At 59.6% G+C, this 21,437-nt stretch carries 21 protein-coding genes; 10 read left to right on the top strand and 11 right to left on the bottom strand.

Annotation, left to right across the window (positions count from 1 at the left end; translation table 11 throughout):
* Positions 1–4: 4 nt before the first annotated feature.
* From leuB to HCZ23_RS07145, 3 genes are all read right to left on the bottom strand, one after another.
* The gene (leuB, locus tag HCZ23_RS07155) at positions 5–1,108 is read right to left on the bottom strand and encodes a 3-isopropylmalate dehydrogenase (protein ID WP_167601039.1); all 1,104 of its coding nucleotides are present in this window, start codon (positions 1,106–1,108) and stop codon (positions 5–7) included.
* A gap of 62 nt (positions 1,109–1,170) precedes the next feature.
* Positions 1,171–2,214, bottom strand: coding sequence for an endonuclease/exonuclease/phosphatase family protein (locus HCZ23_RS07150; protein ID WP_167600847.1), 1,044 nt, complete (start codon positions 2,212–2,214; stop codon positions 1,171–1,173).
* A complete protein-coding gene (locus HCZ23_RS07145; RefSeq protein WP_167601038.1) occupies positions 2,211–3,047 on the bottom strand; it encodes a hypothetical protein in 837 nt (278 codons plus the stop codon). The genes HCZ23_RS07150 and HCZ23_RS07145 overlap by 4 nt, the downstream gene beginning before the upstream one ends.
* Before the next feature lie 485 nt (positions 3,048–3,532).
* Here HCZ23_RS07145 and HCZ23_RS07140 point away from each other — a divergent pair, with 485 nt between their 5' ends.
* The 3 genes from HCZ23_RS07140 to HCZ23_RS07130 all read left to right on the top strand — a co-directional run bounded on the left by HCZ23_RS07140 (position 3,533) and on the right by HCZ23_RS07130 (position 5,376).
* Positions 3,533–4,186, top strand: a complete 654-nt coding sequence (locus HCZ23_RS07140) for a CoA transferase subunit A (RefSeq protein ID WP_167601037.1) — start codon at positions 3,533–3,535, stop codon at positions 4,184–4,186.
* An 11-nt stretch (positions 4,187–4,197) separates the two neighbouring features.
* Positions 4,198–4,854: a 3-oxoacid CoA-transferase subunit B gene (locus HCZ23_RS07135; protein ID WP_167601036.1), complete on the top strand. Its 657-nt coding sequence runs from the start codon at positions 4,198–4,200 to the stop codon at positions 4,852–4,854.
* A gap of 282 nt (positions 4,855–5,136) precedes the next feature.
* Positions 5,137–5,376 carry an EF-hand domain-containing protein gene (locus tag HCZ23_RS07130; RefSeq protein ID WP_167601035.1) on the top strand — a complete coding sequence of 80 codons (240 nt, stop codon included), beginning with the start codon at positions 5,137–5,139 and terminating at the stop codon, positions 5,374–5,376.
* 40 nt (positions 5,377–5,416) lie between these two features.
* Here HCZ23_RS07130 and HCZ23_RS07125 read toward each other — a convergent pair whose 3' ends face one another.
* The 3 genes from HCZ23_RS07125 to leuC all read right to left on the bottom strand — a co-directional run bounded on the left by HCZ23_RS07125 (position 5,417) and on the right by leuC (position 8,085).
* Entirely contained in the window at positions 5,417–5,935 is a 519-nt protein-coding gene (locus tag HCZ23_RS07125) for an HdeD family acid-resistance protein (protein ID WP_167601034.1), read from the bottom strand.
* Between the two features lie 104 nt (positions 5,936–6,039).
* Positions 6,040–6,645: a 3-isopropylmalate dehydratase small subunit gene (gene leuD / locus HCZ23_RS07120; protein WP_167601033.1), complete on the bottom strand. Its 606-nt coding sequence runs from the start codon at positions 6,643–6,645 to the stop codon at positions 6,040–6,042.
* Positions 6,646–6,657: 12 nt separating this feature from the next.
* Positions 6,658–8,085: a 3-isopropylmalate dehydratase large subunit gene (gene leuC, locus HCZ23_RS07115; protein ID WP_167601032.1), complete on the bottom strand. Its 1,428-nt coding sequence runs from the start codon at positions 8,083–8,085 to the stop codon at positions 6,658–6,660.
* 258 nt (positions 8,086–8,343) lie between these two features.
* Here leuC and HCZ23_RS07110 point away from each other — a divergent pair, with 258 nt between their 5' ends.
* The 7 genes from HCZ23_RS07110 (at position 8,344) to HCZ23_RS07080 (ending at position 15,352) form a co-directional block, all read left to right on the top strand.
* Complete coding sequence (locus HCZ23_RS07110; RefSeq protein WP_368487307.1) at positions 8,344–9,660, top strand: mechanosensitive ion channel family protein; 1,317 nt, start codon at positions 8,344–8,346, stop codon at positions 9,658–9,660.
* 161 nt (positions 9,661–9,821) lie between these two features.
* Positions 9,822–10,226: a ribosome silencing factor gene (gene rsfS, locus HCZ23_RS07105; RefSeq protein WP_167601030.1), complete on the top strand. Its 405-nt coding sequence runs from the start codon at positions 9,822–9,824 to the stop codon at positions 10,224–10,226.
* Positions 10,227–10,231: 5 nt separating this feature from the next.
* Positions 10,232–10,702: a 23S rRNA (pseudouridine(1915)-N(3))-methyltransferase RlmH gene (gene rlmH / locus HCZ23_RS07100; RefSeq protein ID WP_167601029.1), complete on the top strand. Its 471-nt coding sequence runs from the start codon at positions 10,232–10,234 to the stop codon at positions 10,700–10,702.
* Positions 10,703–10,806: 104 nt separating this feature from the next.
* Positions 10,807–12,333: a 2,3-bisphosphoglycerate-independent phosphoglycerate mutase gene (gene gpmI, locus HCZ23_RS07095; protein ID WP_167601028.1), complete on the top strand. Its 1,527-nt coding sequence runs from the start codon at positions 10,807–10,809 to the stop codon at positions 12,331–12,333.
* Positions 12,330–13,451, top strand: coding sequence for a murein hydrolase activator EnvC (locus HCZ23_RS07090; RefSeq protein WP_167601027.1), 1,122 nt, complete (start codon positions 12,330–12,332; stop codon positions 13,449–13,451). The genes gpmI and HCZ23_RS07090 overlap by 4 nt, the downstream gene beginning before the upstream one ends.
* A gap of 45 nt (positions 13,452–13,496) precedes the next feature.
* Complete coding sequence (locus HCZ23_RS07085) at positions 13,497–14,822, top strand: S41 family peptidase (RefSeq protein WP_167601026.1); 1,326 nt, start codon at positions 13,497–13,499, stop codon at positions 14,820–14,822.
* Between the two features lie 50 nt (positions 14,823–14,872).
* Positions 14,873–15,352: an RNA pyrophosphohydrolase gene (locus HCZ23_RS07080; protein ID WP_167601025.1), complete on the top strand. Its 480-nt coding sequence runs from the start codon at positions 14,873–14,875 to the stop codon at positions 15,350–15,352.
* Positions 15,353–15,354: 2 nt separating this feature from the next.
* On the opposite strand, the gene HCZ23_RS07075 is transcribed toward HCZ23_RS07080, so the two are convergent.
* From HCZ23_RS07075 to dapE, 5 genes are all read right to left on the bottom strand, one after another.
* Positions 15,355–16,530, bottom strand: a complete 1,176-nt coding sequence (locus HCZ23_RS07075) for a lytic murein transglycosylase (protein ID WP_254870029.1) — start codon at positions 16,528–16,530, stop codon at positions 15,355–15,357.
* A 176-nt stretch (positions 16,531–16,706) separates the two neighbouring features.
* Complete coding sequence (gene rnr / locus HCZ23_RS07070) at positions 16,707–18,962, bottom strand: ribonuclease R (RefSeq protein ID WP_167601023.1); 2,256 nt, start codon at positions 18,960–18,962, stop codon at positions 16,707–16,709.
* 62 nt (positions 18,963–19,024) lie between these two features.
* On the bottom strand, positions 19,025–19,594 hold the full coding sequence (locus HCZ23_RS07065; protein ID WP_217703139.1) for a TIGR04282 family arsenosugar biosynthesis glycosyltransferase: 570 nt from the start codon (positions 19,592–19,594) through the stop codon (positions 19,025–19,027).
* A 17-nt stretch (positions 19,595–19,611) separates the two neighbouring features.
* Entirely contained in the window at positions 19,612–20,037 is a 426-nt protein-coding gene (locus tag HCZ23_RS07060) for a GNAT family N-acetyltransferase (protein WP_167601021.1), read from the bottom strand.
* Positions 20,034–21,179: a succinyl-diaminopimelate desuccinylase gene (gene dapE / locus HCZ23_RS07055; protein ID WP_167601020.1), complete on the bottom strand. Its 1,146-nt coding sequence runs from the start codon at positions 21,177–21,179 to the stop codon at positions 20,034–20,036. Before dapE ends, HCZ23_RS07060 begins: the two co-directional genes overlap by 4 nt.
* Positions 21,180–21,437 lie beyond the last annotated feature (258 nt).

The following is a 21,437-nucleotide window of genomic DNA, read 5'->3' as shown; positions in this document are numbered from 1 at the left end:
AAGTTTAGAGCGAGGCGTCCAGAGCGGCGAGGATCGCGTCGCCCATGCCGGTGGTGGACACCGGGGTGACACCTTCGTCCGCCAAAAGATCGCCGGTGCGGACGCCATCGGCGAGCACTTTCTCAATCGCTTGCTCGAGACGGGTCGCCTCATCCCCTTCGTTGAAGGAGTAGCGCAGCGCCATGGCGAAGGACAGGATGCAGGCGATCGGGTTCGCCTTGCCTTGACCCGCGATGTCCGGCGCGGAGCCGTGCACCGGCTCATACATGGCTTTCGGACGACCATTTTCCATCGGCGCGCCGAGGGAGGCGGAGGGCAGCATGCCCAAAGACCCGGTGAGCATCGCGGCACAGTCGGAGAGGATGTCACCGAAGAGGTTGTCGGTCACGATCACGTCGAACTGCTTCGGCGCACGAACCAGCTGCATCGCGCCGTTGTCGGCATACATGTGCGACAGCTCGACCTCGGGGTAATCGGCGGAGACTTCGGTGACCACATCGCGCCACAGGATGCCGGCCTCCATCACGTTGGCCTTTTCCATCGAACAGAGCTTCTTGTTGCGCTTCATGGCCAGCTCAAAGGCGGCGATGGCGACGCGACGGATCTCGGACTCGGTGTAACGCTGGGTGTTGATGCCGATGCGCTCGCCGTCGACGGTGGTGATGCCGCGCGGCTCACCGAAATAGACGCCGGAGGTCAGCTCACGCACGATCATGATGTCGAGACCGGCGACGATGTCTTTTTTAAGCGAGGAGAAATCGGCCAGCGCGTCAAAGCACTGCGCCGGACGCAGGTTGGCGAACAGATCCATTTCCTTGCGCAGACGCAACAGGCCGCGTTCCGGTTTCACGGAGAAATCAAGCACGTCGTATTTCGGACCACCCACGGCACCGAGGAGAACGGCATCGACCTCTTGCGCCTTCGCCATGGTCTCATCCGCGAGCGGAACACCATGTTTGTCATAGGCTGCACCCCCCACGAGATCCATGGTCACATCGAATTTCAGGCCACGCTTGTCGCCGAACCAATCGATGATCCGGATGACTTCGGCCATCACTTCGGGGCCAATGCCGTCACCGGGGAGAATGAGAAGAGAAGGCGTGCTCATGGTCGCGTCCAGTCCTTGGTTTTTTAAGGTTGAAAGCGGCGTAACGACTGCTTGCCGCCTCGTCAAGGAATGGGAGCGATATCAACCCAGACAAGCCCGTGGCGAAAGTCGTTTTCTTTCAACTCCGCTTGGGACCATGCGACACCGGCGTCGATGATCGTCAGCTCTGAAGAGGGCAAAACATAGTCCACACGCAGGTTGCCGGGCAGAGGGTCTGTCCAGTCGGCGGTGTCCAAAGCAGGATCGCCGAGGTGGTCGGGATTGGCCTCTGGTCCGTTGTCAGAGCGGGGCTTTGTGTCCTGAAAGCGCGGGTCTGAGAGCAGCTCTTGCATCACCTCGCGCCGTCCGTCGCCGTCCACGGGATCGAGATTGCTGTCACCTAAGAGAATGAACGCGCCTTCGGGCGGCGGAACCGGCAGGGCGTCATCGAGGTAGAGCGACCAGAACCGCGTCTCATCCGCATTGCGGCGCCCGTTGCGATCCTCATCACCGTCGAACACCGGCGAGGTGGCGGCGTAGGCAAAGAGGTGCAAGGGGGCGTCATTCCAAAGCACAGGGACATCCCAATGGGCATGCGAGGACAGGCGCAGCACGTCCACATCCTCAGCATCGAAATACCCCTCCGGCAGAGACGGGTCGGGCAGATCCCGCCACAATATTTCGGAGAAATCCCGGATGTCCTCGGTCATGATCGGCAAGCGCGACAGGAGCGCCAGACCGCCTTGGCCGGTGAACTCGCCGTAAGACTGGGCATCCTCGGGTTCACCCAAACGCCCGTCCTTGTCGAGGTCGCGGCCGGTCGGCCGACCCGAATTGCCGAGCCGCGTGAAATGATAGGGATAGCCAAGTTGTCCTGCCAAAGCCCTGAGCGCATGACCGTCGAGATCGGTGTCGAAACTGGTGAGCAAAAGCACATCCGGTGAGAGCGCGTCGATGTGCTGGATTGCGGCGAGCACTTGCGGATCGTCGCCGTCCAAGATGTCGCGAAGCAACAACCCCGGGCCTTTGCGCGTCAACTCGACCGTCCATGTGGCCACACGCAGAGGTGCTTCAGCGGCCAAAGAGACGGGCAACAGGCAGAGAATGAGAATGGCGAGTCGGATCACGCCGGCAGATGATCGAGATCGACGCGGGCGTAGGTCTGGCGACGTTTTTCCGCAATCATCGAGGCGATCCGCCCCATGGCGATGCCCCGCATGAAAAGAGATGACGGCAGGAATGCCCATGCTGCAACGGCCCAGATCATGGATTGGTCGGTGGTGACGCCGAGGCCCCCAAAGAGGCTTGAGGCCGATTTTAACACCGCAGGGATGAGGAAGGGCAACAAAAACCCGACCACGATGTTGAATCGCGCGTCACGTTTCAGCCGCTCGACAACGTCGCCTCCTGCGGTCGGGTCAAAAGTCGGCAGGTTGATCCAGACATTGAAGGACCCGGACCGAGACGGCCAATGTCCGACCCGCAGCGCAATCAGGAAAATCGACAGCGCCAAAAGCGAAATCAGATAGCTCATCCCGGCCGCTTCGCGCATGAGTTCAAGTTCTTGCGCGGAGCTGCCTTCCGGCATCGCGAGGATCATCAGGCGCACGGGCGAATAGGGGAAGTCGAGCACATAGCCGATCAACGCGCCGATGGCGGTGACGAATTCGGTGACGATGGTGGGGCTGTCGGTGCCGCGTGCGATCAGGGAAAGCAGCACGATGGTCATGAAAAGCGAGGTGAAGCGCACCCGGTTGAACGGTGGCGCGTCCCGGAATTCCACGAGGCCCGGATAGGCGGAGACATATTCGAAAAAGGTCAGAGCTGCGCCGAAAAAGGCGACGAGGGCCACGACCTGTGCGGCATCGTTGGACACGTTCGGCAATAGCATGGACGGCATGATGATCAGAACGACCACCAAGACTGCACGCAAAAGTGCTCCCAGCACGCGATGAACCACTGCCCATTTCCCTTCAAACTGGTTGAGTGCGATACGACGCCGCGCTCTTGTCCCATTTTGATCCCGCCAATTATGACGGATTGCCTCAATCTTGCCCAACTTTTGCCTTCTTTCGTATCTGCCAGCAAGGAATGGTTAAGGTTAACTGCTGAATTTGGGCGGTTTCGTGGACAAAGCGGTGCGATTTTGCATCATTGTGGACTGCGCTTGTGGCGCATTCGGGGCGGGCTACCATATCTAGGGCACTTTCCCGCAGACCTCCCGCCTTCGTGAAACAGAGGCCTTGCCCAGGTTCTTGACCCAAAGCATGGAAATGCTCACGGTTTCGTGATTAAAACGTTTCTGCTTAAACCTGAAACCGGGTGTGAGCAGAAACGCAGTGCAACGTCGAGGCGGAGCGTGCGTTTCGACTTTATGGGATAGATCAAGTTAAAGTCGAAACGCTTTACCTCCCCGGCAACAGAGCAAGCCTTGGAGGAGAAGTCATGCATCTGGCCATATCAATCGATGAAGCGGTCGATCTTATCCCGGATGGCGCCACCGTCATGTTATCGGGCTTCATGGGCGTCGGCGTCCCGGATGGGATCGTCCATGCGCTGGCGGAGGCAGGCAAAAAGGACCTCACGCTGATTTCCAATGACACGGCGCGCGACACGACTGGTCCCGGTCCGCTCTTTGCCGCGAAATGCGTGCGCAAACTGATTTGTAGCCATATGGGCCTCAACACCATCGTGCAGGCGCAATTCGCCTCGGGCGCGTTGGAGGTGGAACTGGTGCCGCAGGGCACGCTGGTCGAACGCATCCGTGCGGCGGGTGTCGGGCTTGGTGGGATTTTGACGCCGACGGGCGTGGGCACAAAGGTCGCAGAGGGCAAGGAGATCATCGAGGTCGATGGCAAATCCTTCCTGCTGGAAAAACCGCTCACGGCCGATTTCGCTCTGATCGCGGCGCGGAGTTGCGATTATGTCGGCAATCTCGCCTACATGCTCACCGCCACGAATTTCAATCCGATCATGGCGCTCGCGGGCAAAACGGTGATCTGCGAACCCGAAGAGATCGTGCCTGTCGGGATGATTCCGCCCGATCTGGTCAAAACTCCCGGCGTGCTCGTGGATCACGTCATCAAGACCTCGGCATAGGAGCGACAATCATGGACCCGAAAATCCTCATTGCGCGTCGTGTGGCGCAGGAAATTACCCCCCGGAGCCTTGTGAATCTCGGCATCGGCATCCCGACTTTGGTATCGGATTATCTCGACGAAGACATGGGCGTGTTCTTTCAGGCCGAAAATGGCGCCGTGGGCATGGGGCATCGCCCGCCCGAGGGTATGACGGACCGCCACCTCACCGATGCGGGGGGACGGTTCGTGTCTTTCGTGCCGGGGGCGTCGACCATCGACTCGGCCTTTTCCTTTGGGCTGATCCGCGGCGGGCATCTTGATCTGACGGTGCTGGGCGCGCTTCAGGTCGATGAAAAAGGGCATCTGGCGAATTGGATGATCCCCGGTCATTACACCCCCGGCATGGGCGGCGCGATGGATCTGGTCACCGGCGCAAAAAAGGTGATCATCGCGATGCAGCACACGGCGAAAGGCGCGCCCAAGATCGTGCCGGAATGTACCCTGCCGCTGACGTCGCAACGACGGGTCGATTTGATCGTCACGGAACTGGCCGTTTTGAAACCCGAAGATGATGGGCTGCATCTCATTGAACGCGCGCCCAATGTGCCGCTCGACGTGATCCTTGAGATGACGGAGGCCAAGCTTATTCACGGGACTGACGTGCCGGAGATGCAGATCGGCTGTTGACGCGACAGGCACACTTGCGAACGGATCAAGGGGGGCCATGGGCCCCTCTTTGTACTTCTGGCGTCTTGCCGCCGATTTTCGGCTTCAAAACCCGCCTATGTGCCGCAATCCGCCCAAAAATGCGCGACATTCCGCAGTTGTATGGCGGGGCTATGCGCAAGATCTTTGCAATATTTTCAGTGCCTTGCGGTGTTTCATTTTGGGCGTATCTCTCGGGTCAACGGCCCACGGTCGTTCTGAATAGCCCGATACGGGCACAGCAAAACCGAAAGGAACTATGACATGAAACCGATTGCTTTGACCCTTGGTGCACTGACCCTCATGGCCGCTCCGGCTTTCGCTCAGGGCACGCTGATGGATTCGGACGGGAATGGCACCTACTCGATGGAGGAGATGCTGATGGTCTATCCCAACCTGACGGACGATGCCTTTGCCGCGATTGATGCCGATGGCGATGGCGAGCTGACCATCGAAGACCTGGCAACCGCCCAGACGGACGGCCTGCTCCCGACTATGGAATAAGGACCACGGATGCGGCGGCCCGGATGGGTCGCCGTTTTCATCACGACCGGAACTTGCGCAGGAAAAGACCAAATCCGACCAAAGCCGCGCCATCGACCAAAAGCTCAATTCCCAGAAGCAGCCCCAAAAGCGACAGCGAAATCGCGGCGAAATTCCCAAGGATATAGCCGCCCAAAAGCACCGTCACGGCGCCCGACAGCAAGAGCATCCAAAACAGCCGACTTTCCCGCATCCGCCAGGACATCAAAAGCCGGACCACCCCGGAGATCAGCAGGAAGAACGTGATGACGAGGGTCAGAGAGACCGTGCCGTCCATCGGATTGGCCACGAAACTGATGCCGATCATCAGGCTGATCAGACCCCAGATCATTGAAAATACGCGGTTCTCATGATCGAGGCCCGAAAACCCGGCCCAAAGCTTGGCCGCGCCCGCGAGGATAAACAACGTGCCGAGCAAAACGGTGATCGCAAGCGAGGTCGCAACCGCATTGCCGAGCGCCAGAAGGCCGAAGATGAAGGTCAAAACGCCAATCGCGACCCATGTTTTCCAGTTCGGCATGATGCTCTCCTTCTGCGGTACAGGCTAGATATAAGTGCTTATGGCCAAAATAAAACGGCGCGCACGCGGCGCGCCATTTCAATTTTTGCGTGATCAGGCAAGGCTCAGACCCAGGGACGTTCCTGTGCCATCTTGCCTTCAAAGGCGTCGATGTCTTTGACATGCGCCATGGTCAGGCCGATGTCGTCGAGACCTTCGAGCAGGCAGTGTTTCTTGAACGCATCCACTTCGAACGGGAAGCTTTCGCCGTCCGAGGTGGTCACGGTCTGGGCCTCCAGATCGACGACCATACGGGCGTTCGAGCCTTTCTCGGCGTCCTTCATCAACACATCCACAACCTCTTGCGGCATCACGATCGGCAGGATGCCGTTCTTGAAGCAGTTGTTGTAGAAAATGTCGGCAAACGACGTGGAGATCACGCATTTGATGCCGAAATCCGCAATCGCCCACGGCGCGTGTTCACGCGAGGAGCCACAACCAAAGTTGTCGCCCGCCACAAGAATTTGCGTGTCGCGATATTGCGGTTTGTTCAGGACGAAATCGGGGATTTCATTGCCCTGACGGTCATAGCGCATCTCGTCGAAGAGGTTCACACCAAGGCCAGAGCGCTTGATGGTTTTCAAAAACACCTTGGGGATGATCATATCCGTGTCGATGTTCACCAGCGGCATGGGCGCCGCGATGCCGGTCAGTTTTTCGAACTTTTCCATTGTAGCGGCTCCTTAGGCGGTCTCGGTTTCAGTCATCAGCTCACGCACATCGGTCAGGTGACCGGTGACGGCGGCGGCGGCGGCCATGGCGGGCGACACGAGGTGCGTACGCCCCTTATAGCCCTGACGTCCCTCGAAGTTGCGGTTCGAGGTGGAGGCACAGCGCTCGCCCTCGGACAGCTGATCGGGGTTCATGGCAAGGCACATGGAACACCCGGCCAGACGCCACTCAAACCCGGCCTCTTTGAAGATGTCCGCGAGTCCTTCCTCTTCGGCTTGCGCACGGACAAGACCCGATCCCGGCACGACCATGGCGCGCATGCCGTCCTTGATCTTCTTGCCTTTGAGGATCGCAGCCGCAGCCCGCAGATCTTCGATCCGACCGTTGGTGCAGGACCCGATGAAGACGGTGTCGATCTGGATGTCGGTCAGTTTCTGACCGGCCTCCAAACCCATGTATTCGATGGAGCGTTTCGCCGCGTCTACCTTGCCGCCTTTGAAGCTCTCCGGCGAAGGCACAACAGCGGAGATCGGCAGAACGTCCTCAGGCGAGGTGCCCCAAGTCACAACGGGCTCGATCTCTTCGCCTTTCAGCGTCACGACCTTGTCGAAATGCGCGCCTTCGTCGGTGTAAAGCGTCTTCCACCAGTTGAGAGCGGCCTCGAACTGCGCACCTTTCGGGGCGTGCGGGCGGCCTTTGACATATTCGAACGTGGTTTCGTCCGGCGCGATGAGACCGGCGCGGGCGCCGCCTTCGATCGCCATGTTACAGACGGTCATGCGGCCTTCCATCGACAGATCGCGGATCGCTTCGCCGCAATACTCGATGACATAGCCGGTGCCGCCAGCGGTGCCGGTTTCGCCGATCACGGCCAGGGTGATGTCCTTTGCGGTCACGCCGGGGCGCAGCTTGCCTGTGATTTCCACCTTCATATTCTTGGACTTCTTCTGGATCAGCGTTTGCGTTGCCAGAACGTGTTCCACCTCGGAGGTGCCGATGCCGTGGGCCAGCGCGCCGAACGCGCCGTGAGTCGCGGTATGAGAGTCGCCGCAGACCACGGTCATGCCGGGCAGGGTCCAGCCCTGTTCCGGGCCGACGATGTGCACGATGCCCTGACGGACGTCAGAGACCGGGTAGTAGTTCACGCCGAATTCTTTCGCGTTTTTGTCGAGCGCTTCGACCTGAATGCGGCTCTCTTCGTTGGCGATCACACCGGACACGCGGTCCAAAGTGGTCGGCACGTTGTGATCCGGCACGGCAATGGTTTTTTCCGGCGCGCGCACTTTGCGACCCGCCATGCGCAGGCCTTCAAAGGCCTGCGGGGAGGTCACTTCGTGGACGAGGTGGCGGTCGATGTAGAGCAGGCAGGTGCCATCCTCTTGCTCATGGGCCACATGGGCGTCCCAGATTTTATCATAGAGTGTCTTCGGGGCGGTCATTTCGCTCTCCCGTGGATGTGCTGTGAAATTGGAAGTTTTGGATCAGGCGCGCGGACACGCCGAAAGGTCCGACATCAAAGTCGGGCTAGGACGGATTGCATTGCGCCGTGGAAACGCCACGGCAACCATGCACGGTCTGCGATCTCAAACATACGTTCCATGGCGCTGACATATAGCTTGCCCGCGAGTCTCGCAAGAGAGATGCGCTTGCGGCCACGCGCCCGGCCATGCAAAGCTGAAAGAAAACGGGAGAACAGCGTGGATCCGACACAGATCAGCACCCTTTTGGGCGAGACGGGCAGTGATGTGCTGACCTTTCTTGAGGGGCTGCTCCGGCGCTGGAACCTCTATCAAATCGGGATATCTCTGGTTGCGCTGAGCATCGCCATTCTTTCGGGGCGCTATTTGCGGGCGCGGATGCGCGACTGGATGCGCGGTCTCGAAGGGCGTCCGAAATGGCAGCTCCGCTGGCTTTTGGCGATTGAAAAGCGGCTGGTGCTGATCGTCTGGGCGGTGCTGCTTTGGGGCATCTTTGCTGTGATGCATGAGGTGACCTGGCCCTCGCGCTCCTATCTGATCGCGATTCTGGCCAGAATCGTCTCGGCCTGGGTCGTGGTCGAGCTGGTCGTGCAGCTGGTGAAAAATCGCGCGCTGCGGCGCCTTTTACGCTGGGGGCTTTGGGCCTATGTGACGCTCTATTTCTTCGGCGGTATCGAGGGCGCGGCAGAGTTTCTCGACTCCGTGGCGATCACCTTCGGCAGCTTCCGTCTCTCGGCGCTTGCCGTGCTCAAGGCGCTGGTCGTCACGGGTGTTCTCTTTACTCTGGCCAAGCTGGTGTCGCGGCAAACTTCGACCCAAATCCGGCGCAATGAGGACATTTCGCCCTCGATGAAAGAGCTGATCATCAAGGTGGTGCAGCTCGCGCTGTTCGGTTCAGCGTTTTTCATCGGCCTCAAGGCTGTCGGCTTCGATCTCACGGGTCTTGCCGTGCTTTCCGGCGCGATTGGGGTCGGTTTGGGCTTTGGTCTGCAAAAAGTGGTGTCGAACCTCGTGTCCGGTGTGATCATCCTCTTGGACAAGTCGATCAAGCCGGGCGATGTGATCTCTCTGGGCGACACCTTCGGCTGGATCAACGCGCTGGGCGCGCGCTATGCCTCGATCACCACGCGGGACGGCAAAGAGTACCTGATCCCGAATGAGGACCTGATCACCGGGCAGGTGGTGAACTGGTCGCACACGAATGATTTTGTGCGGCTCGACATCTATTTCGGTACTGCTTACGGCGACGATCCGCATCTGGTGCGCAAGGTGGCGATTGAGGCGGCGCAGACGGTAGACCGCGTGCTCAAGACCAAGCCGCCCGTGTGCCACATCGTGGGGTTTGGCGACAGTTCCGTCGATTACATCTTGCGGTTCTGGATCACGGACCCGACGGACGGGCTCACCAATGTGCGCGGCAATGTCTACCTCGCCCTGTGGGATGCGTTCAAAGCCCATGAGATTTCGATCCCCTTCCCGCAACGCGAGGTGCGCGTGCTGGATGGCTCGACCCTTGTGACGAAGGCGTTGGACTGAACGTCGCCCAGCGAATTCGCCAAACATTGAGATTTCGCCAGAGCGATGCTATCTTTGATCCATGCCCAGTGCCGGGGCCGACCGGCGCGTATCCCAAGGAGGACTATGTCCTGTCTCACGTACAGAGCGCGGCAGACAGCGCCGCAACCCCGGAGGCGCCCATGACGAATACGTCGGGAGCCATGCCGGTGAAGATCGGAGGCGAGCAACTGCTCGATTTCGTTACCTCTTTCCTTGATCAAGACAAAGCCGAGGACCTCGTGTCCATCGACCTCTCGGGCAAATCCGAAGTGGCCGATTACATGGTCATCTGTTCGGGTCGTTCGACGCGTCAGGTGTCCGCGATGGCGGAAAAACTGTCCGATACGCTGAAACAGCAGTTCGGCATTTTCTCGCGCGTCGAAGGCAAGGAACAGGGCGACTGGGTGCTGATCGACGCAGGCGATGTGATTATTCACATCTTCCGTCCGGAAGTGCGCGATTTCTACCAGCTCGAAAAAATGTGGATGTCCCCGGAAGAGGCCAAAGAGGCGCTCAAGGGCAAAGCCACCGAAGTGTCGACCTAAAGCTGATGCGCGTTCACATTTGCGCCGTGGGCCGGCTGCGTGCCGGTCCTGAGGCGGCGCTGATCGACGATTATACCACCCGGTTCGACCGCACCGGGCGCGCCTTGGGCCTCGGCCCTCTGACCATCTCGGAAGTCGAGGACAAGAAAGGCGGCGGCATGAAGGCCGAAGCCGATCTGTTGCAGCGCGCCCTGCCCAAAGGGGCCGTCATCGTCACGATGGACGAGCGCGGAAAGATTGTGTCTTCGCCCGAATTTTCCAACAAACTGGCGGAATGGCGCGATGCCGGGCGCTCTGATGTGGCCTTTGTGATCGGCGGCGCGGACGGCATCGACCCGAGCCTGCGGGCACAGGCGGATTTCTCGATCTCTCTGGGCAAAATGGTCTGGCCGCATATGCTGGCCCGGGCGATGCTGACCGAACAGCTTTATCGCGCTGCCTCTATTCTGGCCGGATCGCCCTATCATCGGGTCTGATCTGAGTATTTTTGCTGCAATGAAGCGCAAAGCGGTTCAAACGCACGCGGTGGCGCGTTAGATAGGGGCGAAGAGGTCGTTCTCTTATTGTAAAGGAGCCCGCCATGGCCGCGCCGAAACCCGTTGTTCTTTGCATTCTCGATGGTTGGGGAATTGGCCCGACGCCGGAGGCCAACGCGCCGGTTCTGGCGAACACGCCGAATTTCGATCGGCTGATGGCGGAGTGTCCGAACAACACGCTGATCACTTTCGGGCCGGATGTGGGTCTGCCGACGGGACAGATGGGCAACTCCGAAGTGGGTCACACCAACATCGGTGCGGGGCGCGTTGTCGCGATGGATTTGGGGCAGATCGATCTGGCCATCGAAGATGGCTCTTTCTTTAAAAACGAGGCCATTGTGCGCTTTGCCAAGACCGTCAAAGAGGCGGGCGGCACGGCGCATCTTATGGGGGTGATCTCTGACGGTGGCGTGCATGGGCATATCGAACATACGCTGGCCGCCGCGCAGGCGATCACCGATCTCGGCGTGCCGGTTGTGATCCATGCGATCACCGACGGGCGTGACGTGGCGCCGCAATCCGCCGCCAAGTTTATGGCCGATTTCGCGAGCCGCCTGCCGGAATTTGCCACCATCGGCACCGTGATCGGGCGCTATTATGCGATGGACCGCGACAACCGCTGGGAGCGCGTGTCGCAGGCCTATGAAGCCATCGTCAAAGGCATCGGCGTGGAACGCGCTGCGACGGCGCTTGAGGCGGTGGAAAACTCCTACGCGCGCGGTGACACGGACGAGTTCGTGAAAGCCACCGTGATCGGGAGCTATGACGGCATCGTCGATGGTGACGGCTTTTTCTGCAACAATTTCCGGGCCGACCGGGCGCGCGAAATTCTCCGCGCGATTGGCGAACCGGAGTTCGCGGATTTCGATACTGGCCCGCGTCCGACATATTCGGAGATTTTGGGCATGGTGGAATATTCCACCGGCCACAACGCCTATATGCAGACCGCCTACCCGCCGCGCGACATCAAGAACACGCTGGGCGAATGGGTCGCGAAACACGGGTTGAAACAGTTCCGCCTGGCCGAGACCGAGAAATATCCGCATGTGACCTTTTTCCTCAATGGCGGCAAGGAAGTGCCGGAGGAGGGTGAAGATCGCTTCATGCCGAAATCCCCGAAGGTGGCGACCTATGATCTTCAGCCGGAGATGAGCGAGCCGGAAGTGGCGGAGAAATTCGTTTGGGCGATTGATGAGGGCTACGACCTGATCGTCACCAATTTCGCCAACCCCGATATGGTCGGGCACACTGGCATTTTGGAGGCTGCCATGGCCGCCTGTGAGGCAGTGGATGATGGTCTGGGCAAGGTGATCGCTGAACTGGAAAAGGTCGGCGGTGCGATGTTGGTGATCGCCGATCACGGCAATTGTGAGACCATGGTCGATCCGGTGACCGGCGGGCCGCACACAGCGCATACCACGAACCCGGTGCCGGTGATCCTGTTTGGCGGACCCGAAGGCGTGTCGCTGCGCGATGGCGGACGTCTGGCCGATGTAGCGCCGACGATCCTTGAGCTGATGGGGCTGCCGCAGCCGGAGGAGATGACGGGTGTGAGTCTCATCGTCAAATGAAAGCCCTGATCGCAGCCTTTGCCTTGGTGCTGGCCACGCCGGTCATGGCCCAGGAAAGTCCGGCGGCTCTGGCTGAATTGGCGGTCGCGCAATTCAACGATGCGCATAGCCGCTTGGAGGCCGCCTCGTCCGCGCCGGATAGGGTCAAGGCTCTGACAGGCGTCGTGCGCGCCTACGAAGATGGTCTCGAAGCCATGCGTTCGGGTCTCAGACAGGTGTCTTTGCGTGAAGATGAATTGTCGCGCGAGTTCGCCGATGAAAGTGGGCAATACGCTCAGCTTTTGGGGGTGCTGATCGGCATGAAGCCGGACGCCTCGCCCGAGGCGCTGGTGCATCCGAGCGGCCCTCTGGGGCAGGCGCGCGCCGGGATGTTGGTGGCCTCCGTTGCGCCCTCGGTTCAGGCCGAGGTCGAAGACATGCGCATCCGCCTCGAAGAGGTGCAAATCCTGCGAGAGTTGCAAAGCGAGGCTTTGGAGACGCTGTCGCGCGGGCTGCAAGAGGTGCAACAGGCGCGCACAGACCTGTCGCAGGCGATGTCGGATCGCACCGATCTGCCGCGCCGCTTCACCATGGACCCCGAACGGATCAAGACGCTGATCGACAGCTCGGAAACGCTCGAAGCCTTTGCCTCGGGTTTGGCCGTGATGGATGTGGTGGATGGGATTGCGCCGATGCCAGCGATGGAGCCGGGCACATGGTCCGCGCCCGTGCCGGGGCGACCGCTGCGGGGCTATAACGAGGCCGATGCGGCGGGGGTGAAACGCCCCGGCTGGCTCTGGGCCACGCGGCCCTTGTCGTTGGTGACCACGCCCTGGCCCGCCACCGTGCGCTACAAGGGACCGTTTCTCGACTACGGAAACGTGATCATCCTTGAGCCCGGAAATGATCTATTGCTCATTCTGGCCGGGCTCGATGAGGTCTATGGTGATGTCGGTGCGGTCATTCCCGCCGGGACGGCCGTGGGTCTCATGGGGGGCGCATCCCCTGATCTCGACGACTTTGTCAAAAATGCCGCCCAAGGCACTGGCGCGGGTCTGTCGGAGACGCTTTATATAGAGGTAAGAGAGGGCGGTCAGCCCGTGAACCCGGAACGGTGGTTCGCTGGCGGCCCGCTTTGAGACGATCCAGAACTTGCAGATGTGGGTTCGTGAGAGAGGAAAGAGATGAAAAAATACATGATGGCTGGCGTGGCTGGCATCCTTGCAGGCACGCTGATCTCGACCCAGTTCGCGGGGCCGCTTCTGGCGCAGGAGGCGGAGAAATCGTCGAACGTCTATGAACAGCTCGACCTGTTCGGCGATGTGTTCGAACGCATCCGTGCGCAATATGTCGAAGAGGTCGATGCCGAAGATCTGGTCGAGGCGGCCATTGACGGCATGCTCTCCTCGCTGGATCCGCACTCGTCTTACCTGTCGCCGAAAGACGCCGAAGACATGCGGGTGCAGACCTCCGGTTCCTTTGGTGGTCTTGGCATTGAGGTCACGCAGGAAGAGGGCTTTGTCAAAGTCGTCGCGCCCATGGATGGCACGCCCGCGGATATCGCCGGCATCGAAGCCGGGGATTTCATCACCGGTGTGGACGGGCAAAGCGTTCTGGGCATGACTTTGGACGAGACCGTGGAGCTGATGCGCGGGCCGGTGGGCTCCGAGATCATCATCACCGTGGTGCGCGAGGGCGTCGAAGAGCCGTTTGATGTGTCGATCATCCGCGACACGATCAAACTCACCGCCGTGCGCTCGCGTGTCGAGGATCATTCCATCGTGCTGCGCGTCACCACGTTTAATGACCAGACTTATCCGAACCTGGAAAGCGGGTTGAAAGAAGGGATCGAAGAGCTGGGCGGCATCGACAATGTCGATGGCATCATCGTCGATCTGCGCAACAACCCGGGTGGTCTTTTGGATCAGGCGATCAAAGTGTCGGACGCTTTCCTCGATGAGGGCGAAATCGTCTCGACCCGTGGTCGTTCCCCCGAAGAAAGCACCCGTGTCAACGCGACGGCGGGCGATTTGGCTGAAGGCAAGCCGATTGTCGTGCTGATCAACGGCGGCTCTGCCTCGGCGTCCGAGATTGTGTCCGGTGCGTTGCAGGACCATCACCGGGCGGTCGTGGTTGGCACGAAATCTTTCGGCAAGGGCTCGGTTCAGACCGTGATGCCTCTGCGTTCTGACGGCGCGATGCGTCTGACCACGGCGCGCTATTATACGCCGTCGGGTCGTTCCATTCAGGCGCTGGGCATTTCGCCGGACATCGTCGTGCAACAGCCGCCGCGTCAACCGGAATCCGCTGAGGCCGAGGACACGCCGCAATTCCGGTCCGAAGCGGACCTGCGCGGGGCGCTGGACAATGACAGCCTGACCGAGGACGAGCGCGCCAAGATCGAAGAGGAACGTGCCGCCGCCGAAGAGGCCGCGAAGCTGCGCGATGAGGACTTCCAATTGGCCTATGCGATCGACCTTTTGAAAGGCCTGTCGAAAATCGGCAACTGATCATATGAGGGGCGCTTGGAGGCGCCCCTTTTTAAAAGTAAAGAAGACCCATGAGCACAGATTTCTCCACGCTTCCCTATCGCCCCTGCGTGGGCGTCATGTTGTTGAACGACAAAGGCCAGGTCTTTGTCGGCGAGCGCATCGACACGCCCGGCGCCTGGCAAATGCCGCAAGGCGGGATTGATCCGGGCGAGATGCCGCAAGAGGCGGCTTTGCGAGAATTGTGGGAAGAAATCGGTCTGACCGCCGATCAGGTCGAGGTGGTGGCGCAGACCTCGGATTGGTTGACCTACGATTTGCCGGATCACCTTTTGGGAAGGGTCTGGAAGGGCAAATATCGCGGCCAGAAACAGCTTTGGTTCGTGCTGCGCCTCACGGGGCCGGAAACGGCGATCAATATCGAGACGGATCACCCGGAGTTCGGTCAGTGGAAATGGTCGACTTCGGCGGAATTGGTCTCTGATATCGTGCCGTTCAAACGCGATATTTACGAGGCATTGGTGGCCGAATTCTCCGGCCACCTTGCTTGATTTTATCGAAGCTGTTTCAGCAATTCCTGTGACGGATAGCCGTCGGGGGTGACCCCGATGGAATTTTGAAACGCACGGATCGCATTGATCGTGTTCGGCCCGATGATGCCGTCCACCTTGTCGTCTAGAAAGCCTTTGCGGGTCAAAATCCGCTGCATTTTCTTCTTTTCATCGAAGGACAGCGGTTGATACCCACGCGGCCAGGAAGCCTGAATCGCCGGCCCGCCCTTGAGGCGATCCGACAGGTGGCCGACGCCGATCACATAGGCATCCGCTTTGTTGTACCGCTCGATCACCGCGAAGTTGTCAAAGATCATGAAAGCGGCCCCGGCGGAGCCTGCGGGCAAGAGGATCGAAGCGCGGCCATAGTTCGGCACAGCCTTGCCATCGACCCCAACCACGCCCAAAGCGGCCCAATCCGCAGGGCTGCGCATGTTGTCGCGGCGCGCGGAACTATAGTCGAATCCACGCGGAAGACGCACTTCGACACCCCAGGGCTGACCTTTGTTCCAGCCATGCCGCGCCAGATAGGCGGCGGTGGAGGCCAGTGCATCCGTCGGGTCATTCGACCAGATGTCACGCTTGCCGTCGCCATCGCCATCGACCGCGAATGCCTCAAAGGACGTCGGGATGAACTGGGTGTGGCCCATGGCGCCCGCCCAGCTGCCCTTCATATTGCGCGGATGGGTGTCGCCCTTTTGCAGGATTTTCAGCGCTGCGATCAATTGCGCCTCAAAGAACTTTCCACGCCGCCCGTCATAGGCCAGCGTCGCCATCGCCTCGATCACATTGATGTCGCCGCGATGTTCGCCATAGGCGCTCTCAAGGCCCCAGATCGCCGCTACGACATATTTATCGACGCCATAATGGCGTTCGATCGCGTCCAACGTGCGAGCGTGTTGGCGCATGGCTTTCTGACCGTTGGAGACGCGGGTGGGGGAGGCGGCGCTGTCGAGATAGTCCCAGATTTGTTTGGTAAACTCGGATTGCCGACGATCTTTCGCAATCACATCGGCGTTGTAGTGAACCCCCCGAAACGCCTGCGTGAGGACGGTTTCTGAGATGCCCTCGCGCCGCGCGCGCTGTTTGAAATTCGCGATCCAAGTCTCGAATCCGGCCTGAGATGCCACGTTTTGCACCAAATGAGCTCCTGGAAGTTGGGGCGCGGAGTCGATCATAGGCCCCGAGGTTTGCGCCGACATTGAGGACAGGCCAAGCCCAAAGACAATACCCGTGGCACTGAGAACGAAAGAACGCATACTGACTGCTCCATTTTAATTTTGTCTCAGGCTAAACTGAATCGGCCTGTGGCTTGAACAGGACAAATCGCGGGCGGCAAATTTCCGCTGCGCATCTATTTCCTGCGGCGCTGTACCTTTTTCTGAATCTTGGCTTTTTTCGCTTTGTTCTTGTTGTATTTGCGGGCCACGGGCCGGCCTTTGGCGCGACGTGGGCCACGCGGCAACATGGCGCCATCGACGGACAGAAGTTCAAGCTCCAGCCCCCCGGTCACAGGCACGGCCTCGGCGATCCGCACGGTGACCTTTTGCCCGATGGAAATCACGATGCCGGTGTCAGCGCCCATGAGCGTCTGTTCTTCCGGGTCGAAATGGAAAAACTCCGCCCCCATGGTGCGCACGGGCACCAACCCATCGGCGCCGGTTTCATCCAGTTTCACGAAGGCGCCGAATTTTTGAATGCCGGAAATATGCCCGGTCATCTCGTTGCCAACGCGCTCGCTCAGATAGGCGGCAAGGTAGCGATCATTGGTGTCGCGTTCCGCCGTCATCGAACGCCGCTCGGTCTCGGAGATGTGTTTTGCGGTGGATTCGAGCCTGTCGATCTCTTCCGCAGACAGCCCATCCTTGCCCCAGCCATGCGCCGAAATCAGTGCACGGTGCACGATCAGATCGGCGTAACGTCGGATTGGCGAAGTGAAATGCGCATAGGACCGCAAAGCCAGCCCGAAGTGACCGTAGTTCTCCGGGTGGTAATAGGCCTGTGTCATCGAGCGCAGGGTCGAAATATTGATCAGCTCGTCATGATCGGTGCCCTCGGCCTGTGCCAAGAGCCTGTTGAGATGCGAGGTGTGGATCACCTGCCCCTTCGCGAGCGTAAAGCCGGAAGACTGGGCCACCTCGCGCAACGCATCCATTTTCTCGTCCGACGGCTCTTCGTGCACGCGGTACAAAAGCGGGCGGTTGCGGTGGAACAGTTCCTCGGCGGCGGCCACATTGGCCAGCACCATGAACTCTTCGATCAGCTTATGCGCATCATAGCGCTCAGCCAAAGCCACAGAACTCACGCGACCATCTTCGCCCAGCACGATTTTGCGCTCGGGAAGATCCAAATCCAGCGGCTGACGCGCTTTTCGTGCGCGTTTGAGGGCCTCATAGGCCTCGAACAGCGGCGTGATCACCTCGTCCATCAGCGGGCCACAGGCGTCGTTGATTTGACCGTCACGGGCGGCCTGAACTTCGGCGTAGTTCAAAGAGGCGGCGGATTTCATCAAGCCGCGCATGAAACGATGCGATAGCTTTTTGCCATCCGCGTCGATGACCATGCGCACAGCAAGGCAGGCGCGCGGCACACCTTCGTGCAGCGAGCACAGATCGCCAGAAAGACGATCCGGCAGCATCGGCACGACACGGTCCGGGAAATAGGTCGAATTGCCTCGGTTCCAGGCCTCACGATCCAGCGCCGATCCGGGCGTCACGTAATGCGCCACATCGGCGATGGCGACCCAAAGGATGAAGCCCCCTTCATTCTTCGGATCAGGGTCGAATTCGGCCCAAACCGCGTCATCGTGGTCCCGCGCATCCGCCGGGTCGATGGTCACGAGAGGCAGGTCACGAAGGTCTTCGCGCCCCTTCAGCCCCGCAGGTCTGGCTTTGTCGGCTTCAGCGATCACCTCATCTGGGAAATCGTCCGGGATGCCATGTTGATGAATCGCGATGAGGGACACAGCCTTGGGCTCTGACGGGTCACCCAGGCGGGTGACGATCCGCGCTTGCGGTAAGCCCATCCGGTTCTTGGGGCCCGCCTGTTCGGCCTCAACCAGCTCGCCGTCCTTGGCACCATAGTCGTTGCCGGACCGCACGAGAAAATCTTTGTCACTTCCCTTGTCGATGGGGACAACGCGCCCGCCCTCGGCGTCTTTGCGATAGATTCCGAGGATCTTGCGTGGATTAGAGCCTATTTTGCGGATCAGACGGGCCACATATTGATGGTCCTCGCCTTTGACCTCTTGCAGTTTGGCGAGGATACGTTCGCCTTCCCCAAGCGCGGGATCGCTTTCACGCAAAGACAGTAACACGCGAGGTTCCGGGCCGTCTCCCGTCCACTCCAGAGGACGCGCAAACAGATCGCCATCCCGGTCCGGGGCCAAAACAGCCAGCACCGACACAGGCGGCAGTTTGTCCGGGTCCCGATAGGTCTTGCGCTGTTTGCGAAGATGTCCCTCGTCCTCAAGCTCCTTGAGAACGCGTTTCAAATCGATCCGCGCAGCACCTTTGATGCCGAAAGCCTTGGCAATATCGCGTTTCGCGGTTTGGGTCGGGTTGTCGGAAATCCATTGGAGGATTTCGTCCTTGGTCGGGATCCTGCTCATAGGTCGATTCTACCATGAGCCGATGCGCCTCACCACTGGCAAAGCACGCCGTCGCGCGGATTTCACATACGGGCCAACCATCGCGCGTAATCTGCGCCGGTGTCTATGTCTGAAAGCGTCTCTAATTCAGCCCAATTCAGGGATTTGGCTGAGGCAATCGTGTCTGCTTTGGCCCATTCTGTAGACCAGCGGACGTGATCCAGAAAACCAGCCGGTTGTTGCGCAGGATGACGTAAGCCGATCAGCCAATATCCACCATCCGTGGCCGGGCCGAGACAGGCGGAATGTGACCCTAATGCAGCGAAAGCTGAGGCAATGTGAGCCTTCTCGATGCCTGGAATATCAGAGCCGATGAGACAAGTCGGGCGTGGCGCCATCTGGCGCAAGGTACGGGCCATGCGTTGACCAAGGTCACCTCTTCCTTGTGGAATGCGGGGCAGCTGTCTTGGCCAGTATGAACTCTGCAATCCTTCGCGATCAGGCGCGACGGCAAGAACGAGGTCCCATCGTGGATCACTCAGGTTGCGGAGTGTGCGCAGAGCCTGATGCCGATACCACCAAGTCGCCTGAATAAGACCCAAATCCCACGCAAGACGGGTTTTAACCCGACCTGAACGTGGTTCCTTCACCATGACGATCAGGCAGGGTTTCACAAGGGCAACACCATATCCCGATGCGGGATGCCGCCGTCGAGATATTCCTCGCCGATGACGTGAAACCCGAAGCGTTCATAAAACCCGATCGCATGGGTTTGCGCACCGAGCTTGGCCTGCGTCAGATGAGGGCGTTGTCGGAGGTCTTCGAGGCAGGCCTCGATCAAACGTGCTCCAAGACCCGTCCCGCGTTGCGATTTTTCGACACAAACCCGGCCGATTTTGCCGATTTCGCCGACCTCATAGACGCGCGCAGTGCCGACCGGCGTACCGCTTTCATCAGAGGCGAGAAAATGTGTGGAAACGGGATCCAGGTCGTCGAGCTCGTCTTCCACAGGAACCTTTTGTTCCTCGACAAAAACGGTCATCCTGAGATCGAGACAGGCTTGGAAATCCTCGGTTTTGGAAATGGTAATGGTCATGCGAAATAGTCACTCATCAAGCGGGAATAGACATTCTTGAGCGCATTGATGTGCTCGACGTCCACATGCTCGTCGACCTTATGCATGGTCTTGCCAACCAGCCCGAATTCGACCACAGGGCAGTGGTTTTTAATAAAGCGCGCATCTGATGTGCCGCCGGTCGTCGACAGGATCGGGGTCACACCCGTTTCTGTGGCAACGGCATTCGCGACCAGATCGACAAACGCCCCGGGCGGCGTCAAAAAGCTTTCGCCCGAAATCTGGAACTGCACATCGATCTCGATGCCGGTGCGCTCAGTGGTCGCCTTGGCTTTCGCACGCATCCAATCGCTGAGAGAGGCGCCGGTATGCGCATCGTTGAAGCGGATGTTGACGGTGGACTGGGCCTGCGCGGGCACGACGTTGGTGGCGGCATTGCCAACATCAAAGGTCGTGACTTCGAGGTTGGAGGGGTCGAAATGCTCCGTGCCCTGATCGAGGCTATGCGCCGACAGCTCTGCCATGAGGCTTGCCAGAACGGGGACAGGATTCTCGGTCTGCTGCGGGTATGCCACATGCCCCTGCGTTCCGCGGGCGGTGAAATAGCCGGTGATCGACCCGCGCCGCCCGATCTTCATCATTTCGCCCATGGTGTTCGGACAGGTCGGCTCGCCAACGATACAGTCGCTCATCGTTTCACCCGTCTCGGCCATATAGTCCAAAAGCGCAGTGGTGCCGTCTGTCGCATCTCCCTCTTCATCGCCAGTTATGGTGATGATGATTGCAGTGTCTTTGGGCTGGGTTCGGGTCGTATAATCGCAGGCAGCCGCCACGAAAGCGGCGACCCCAGACTTCATATCCGTCGCCCCCCGACCCCAAAGTTTGCCGTCCTTGATCTCGCCACCAAAGGGATCGCAGGTCCAGGCCGCCTCGTCCCCGACGGGGACCACATCCGTGTGACCGTTAAAGCCCAACGTGCGGGGAGCGGCCTTGTCGCCCCAGCGGGCAAAAAGGTTTGGCGTGCCGTTGCGGTCGACCCGGGTGCAGTCAAACCCCGCCTCGGTCAAAGTTTTTTCGAGCAACTCAAGCGCACCGCCTTCAATCGGGGTGACACTTGGGCAACGGATGAGGGCGGCGGTCAATGCGACGGGATCTAGGGGCATGAGGCGTCCTTTGGGCAGTGTTTCCCCGTAGAGTTAACGAGGCCGGTGCCGGGGGGCAATGCGAAGGTTGTGGCGTGACGGCGACATCACAGTGTCGGACCCTGTGCAGATGTGAGGAAATGTTTAACAAACGAGCAAAAATGTGCTTACTCATCTGCAAAACAATGTGAGGCAGGCGATCAGAGCGACATCGGGTCAACCCGGGCGATCTTTTCTCCACGTAATGAGTGTGATGTGCATCTCGGCCGTTTTGCCGTG

This window comes from Celeribacter sp. HF31 (assembly GCF_011806455.1).
Lineage (GTDB): Bacteria > Pseudomonadota > Alphaproteobacteria > Rhodobacterales > Rhodobacteraceae > Celeribacter.
This window is presented reverse-complemented; position numbering and strand designations above follow the sequence as displayed.

What these genes read in the sequence shown, in the direction of transcription:
- dapE (WP_167601020.1), bottom strand. Translation starts at nt 21,179, where the DNA reads ATGCCCCTAGATCCCGTCGCATTGACCGCCGCCCTCATCCGTTGCCCA.
- rlmH (WP_167601029.1), top strand. Translation starts at nt 10,232, where the DNA reads ATGCGCGTTCACATTTGCGCCGTGGGCCGGCTGCGTGCCGGTCCTGAG.
- rnr (WP_167601023.1), bottom strand. Translation starts at nt 18,962, where the DNA reads ATGAGCAGGATCCCGACCAAGGACGAAATCCTCCAATGGATTTCCGAC.
- leuC (WP_167601032.1), bottom strand. Translation starts at nt 8,085, where the DNA reads ATGACCGCCCCGAAGACACTCTATGATAAAATCTGGGACGCCCATGTG.
- HCZ23_RS07060 (WP_167601021.1), bottom strand. Translation starts at nt 20,037, where the DNA reads ATGACCATTACCATTTCCAAAACCGAGGATTTCCAAGCCTGTCTCGAT.
- HCZ23_RS07085 (WP_167601026.1), top strand. Translation starts at nt 13,497, where the DNA reads ATGAAAAAATACATGATGGCTGGCGTGGCTGGCATCCTTGCAGGCACG.
- HCZ23_RS07130 (WP_167601035.1), top strand. Translation starts at nt 5,137, where the DNA reads ATGAAACCGATTGCTTTGACCCTTGGTGCACTGACCCTCATGGCCGCT.
- HCZ23_RS07080 (WP_167601025.1), top strand. Translation starts at nt 14,873, where the DNA reads ATGAGCACAGATTTCTCCACGCTTCCCTATCGCCCCTGCGTGGGCGTC.
- gpmI (WP_167601028.1), top strand. Translation starts at nt 10,807, where the DNA reads ATGGCCGCGCCGAAACCCGTTGTTCTTTGCATTCTCGATGGTTGGGGA.
- rsfS (WP_167601030.1), top strand. Translation starts at nt 9,822, where the DNA reads ATGACGAATACGTCGGGAGCCATGCCGGTGAAGATCGGAGGCGAGCAA.
- HCZ23_RS07125 (WP_167601034.1), bottom strand. Translation starts at nt 5,935, where the DNA reads ATGCCGAACTGGAAAACATGGGTCGCGATTGGCGTTTTGACCTTCATC.
- leuB (WP_167601039.1), bottom strand. Translation starts at nt 1,108, where the DNA reads ATGAGCACGCCTTCTCTTCTCATTCTCCCCGGTGACGGCATTGGCCCC.
- HCZ23_RS07140 (WP_167601037.1), top strand. Translation starts at nt 3,533, where the DNA reads ATGCATCTGGCCATATCAATCGATGAAGCGGTCGATCTTATCCCGGAT.
- HCZ23_RS07090 (WP_167601027.1), top strand. Translation starts at nt 12,330, where the DNA reads ATGAAAGCCCTGATCGCAGCCTTTGCCTTGGTGCTGGCCACGCCGGTC.
- HCZ23_RS07135 (WP_167601036.1), top strand. Translation starts at nt 4,198, where the DNA reads ATGGACCCGAAAATCCTCATTGCGCGTCGTGTGGCGCAGGAAATTACC.
- leuD (WP_167601033.1), bottom strand. Translation starts at nt 6,645, where the DNA reads ATGGAAAAGTTCGAAAAACTGACCGGCATCGCGGCGCCCATGCCGCTG.
- HCZ23_RS07075 (WP_254870029.1), bottom strand. Translation starts at nt 16,530, where the DNA reads ATGATCGACTCCGCGCCCCAACTTCCAGGAGCTCATTTGGTGCAAAAC.
- HCZ23_RS07065 (WP_217703139.1), bottom strand. Translation starts at nt 19,594, where the DNA reads ATGGTGAAGGAACCACGTTCAGGTCGGGTTAAAACCCGTCTTGCGTGG.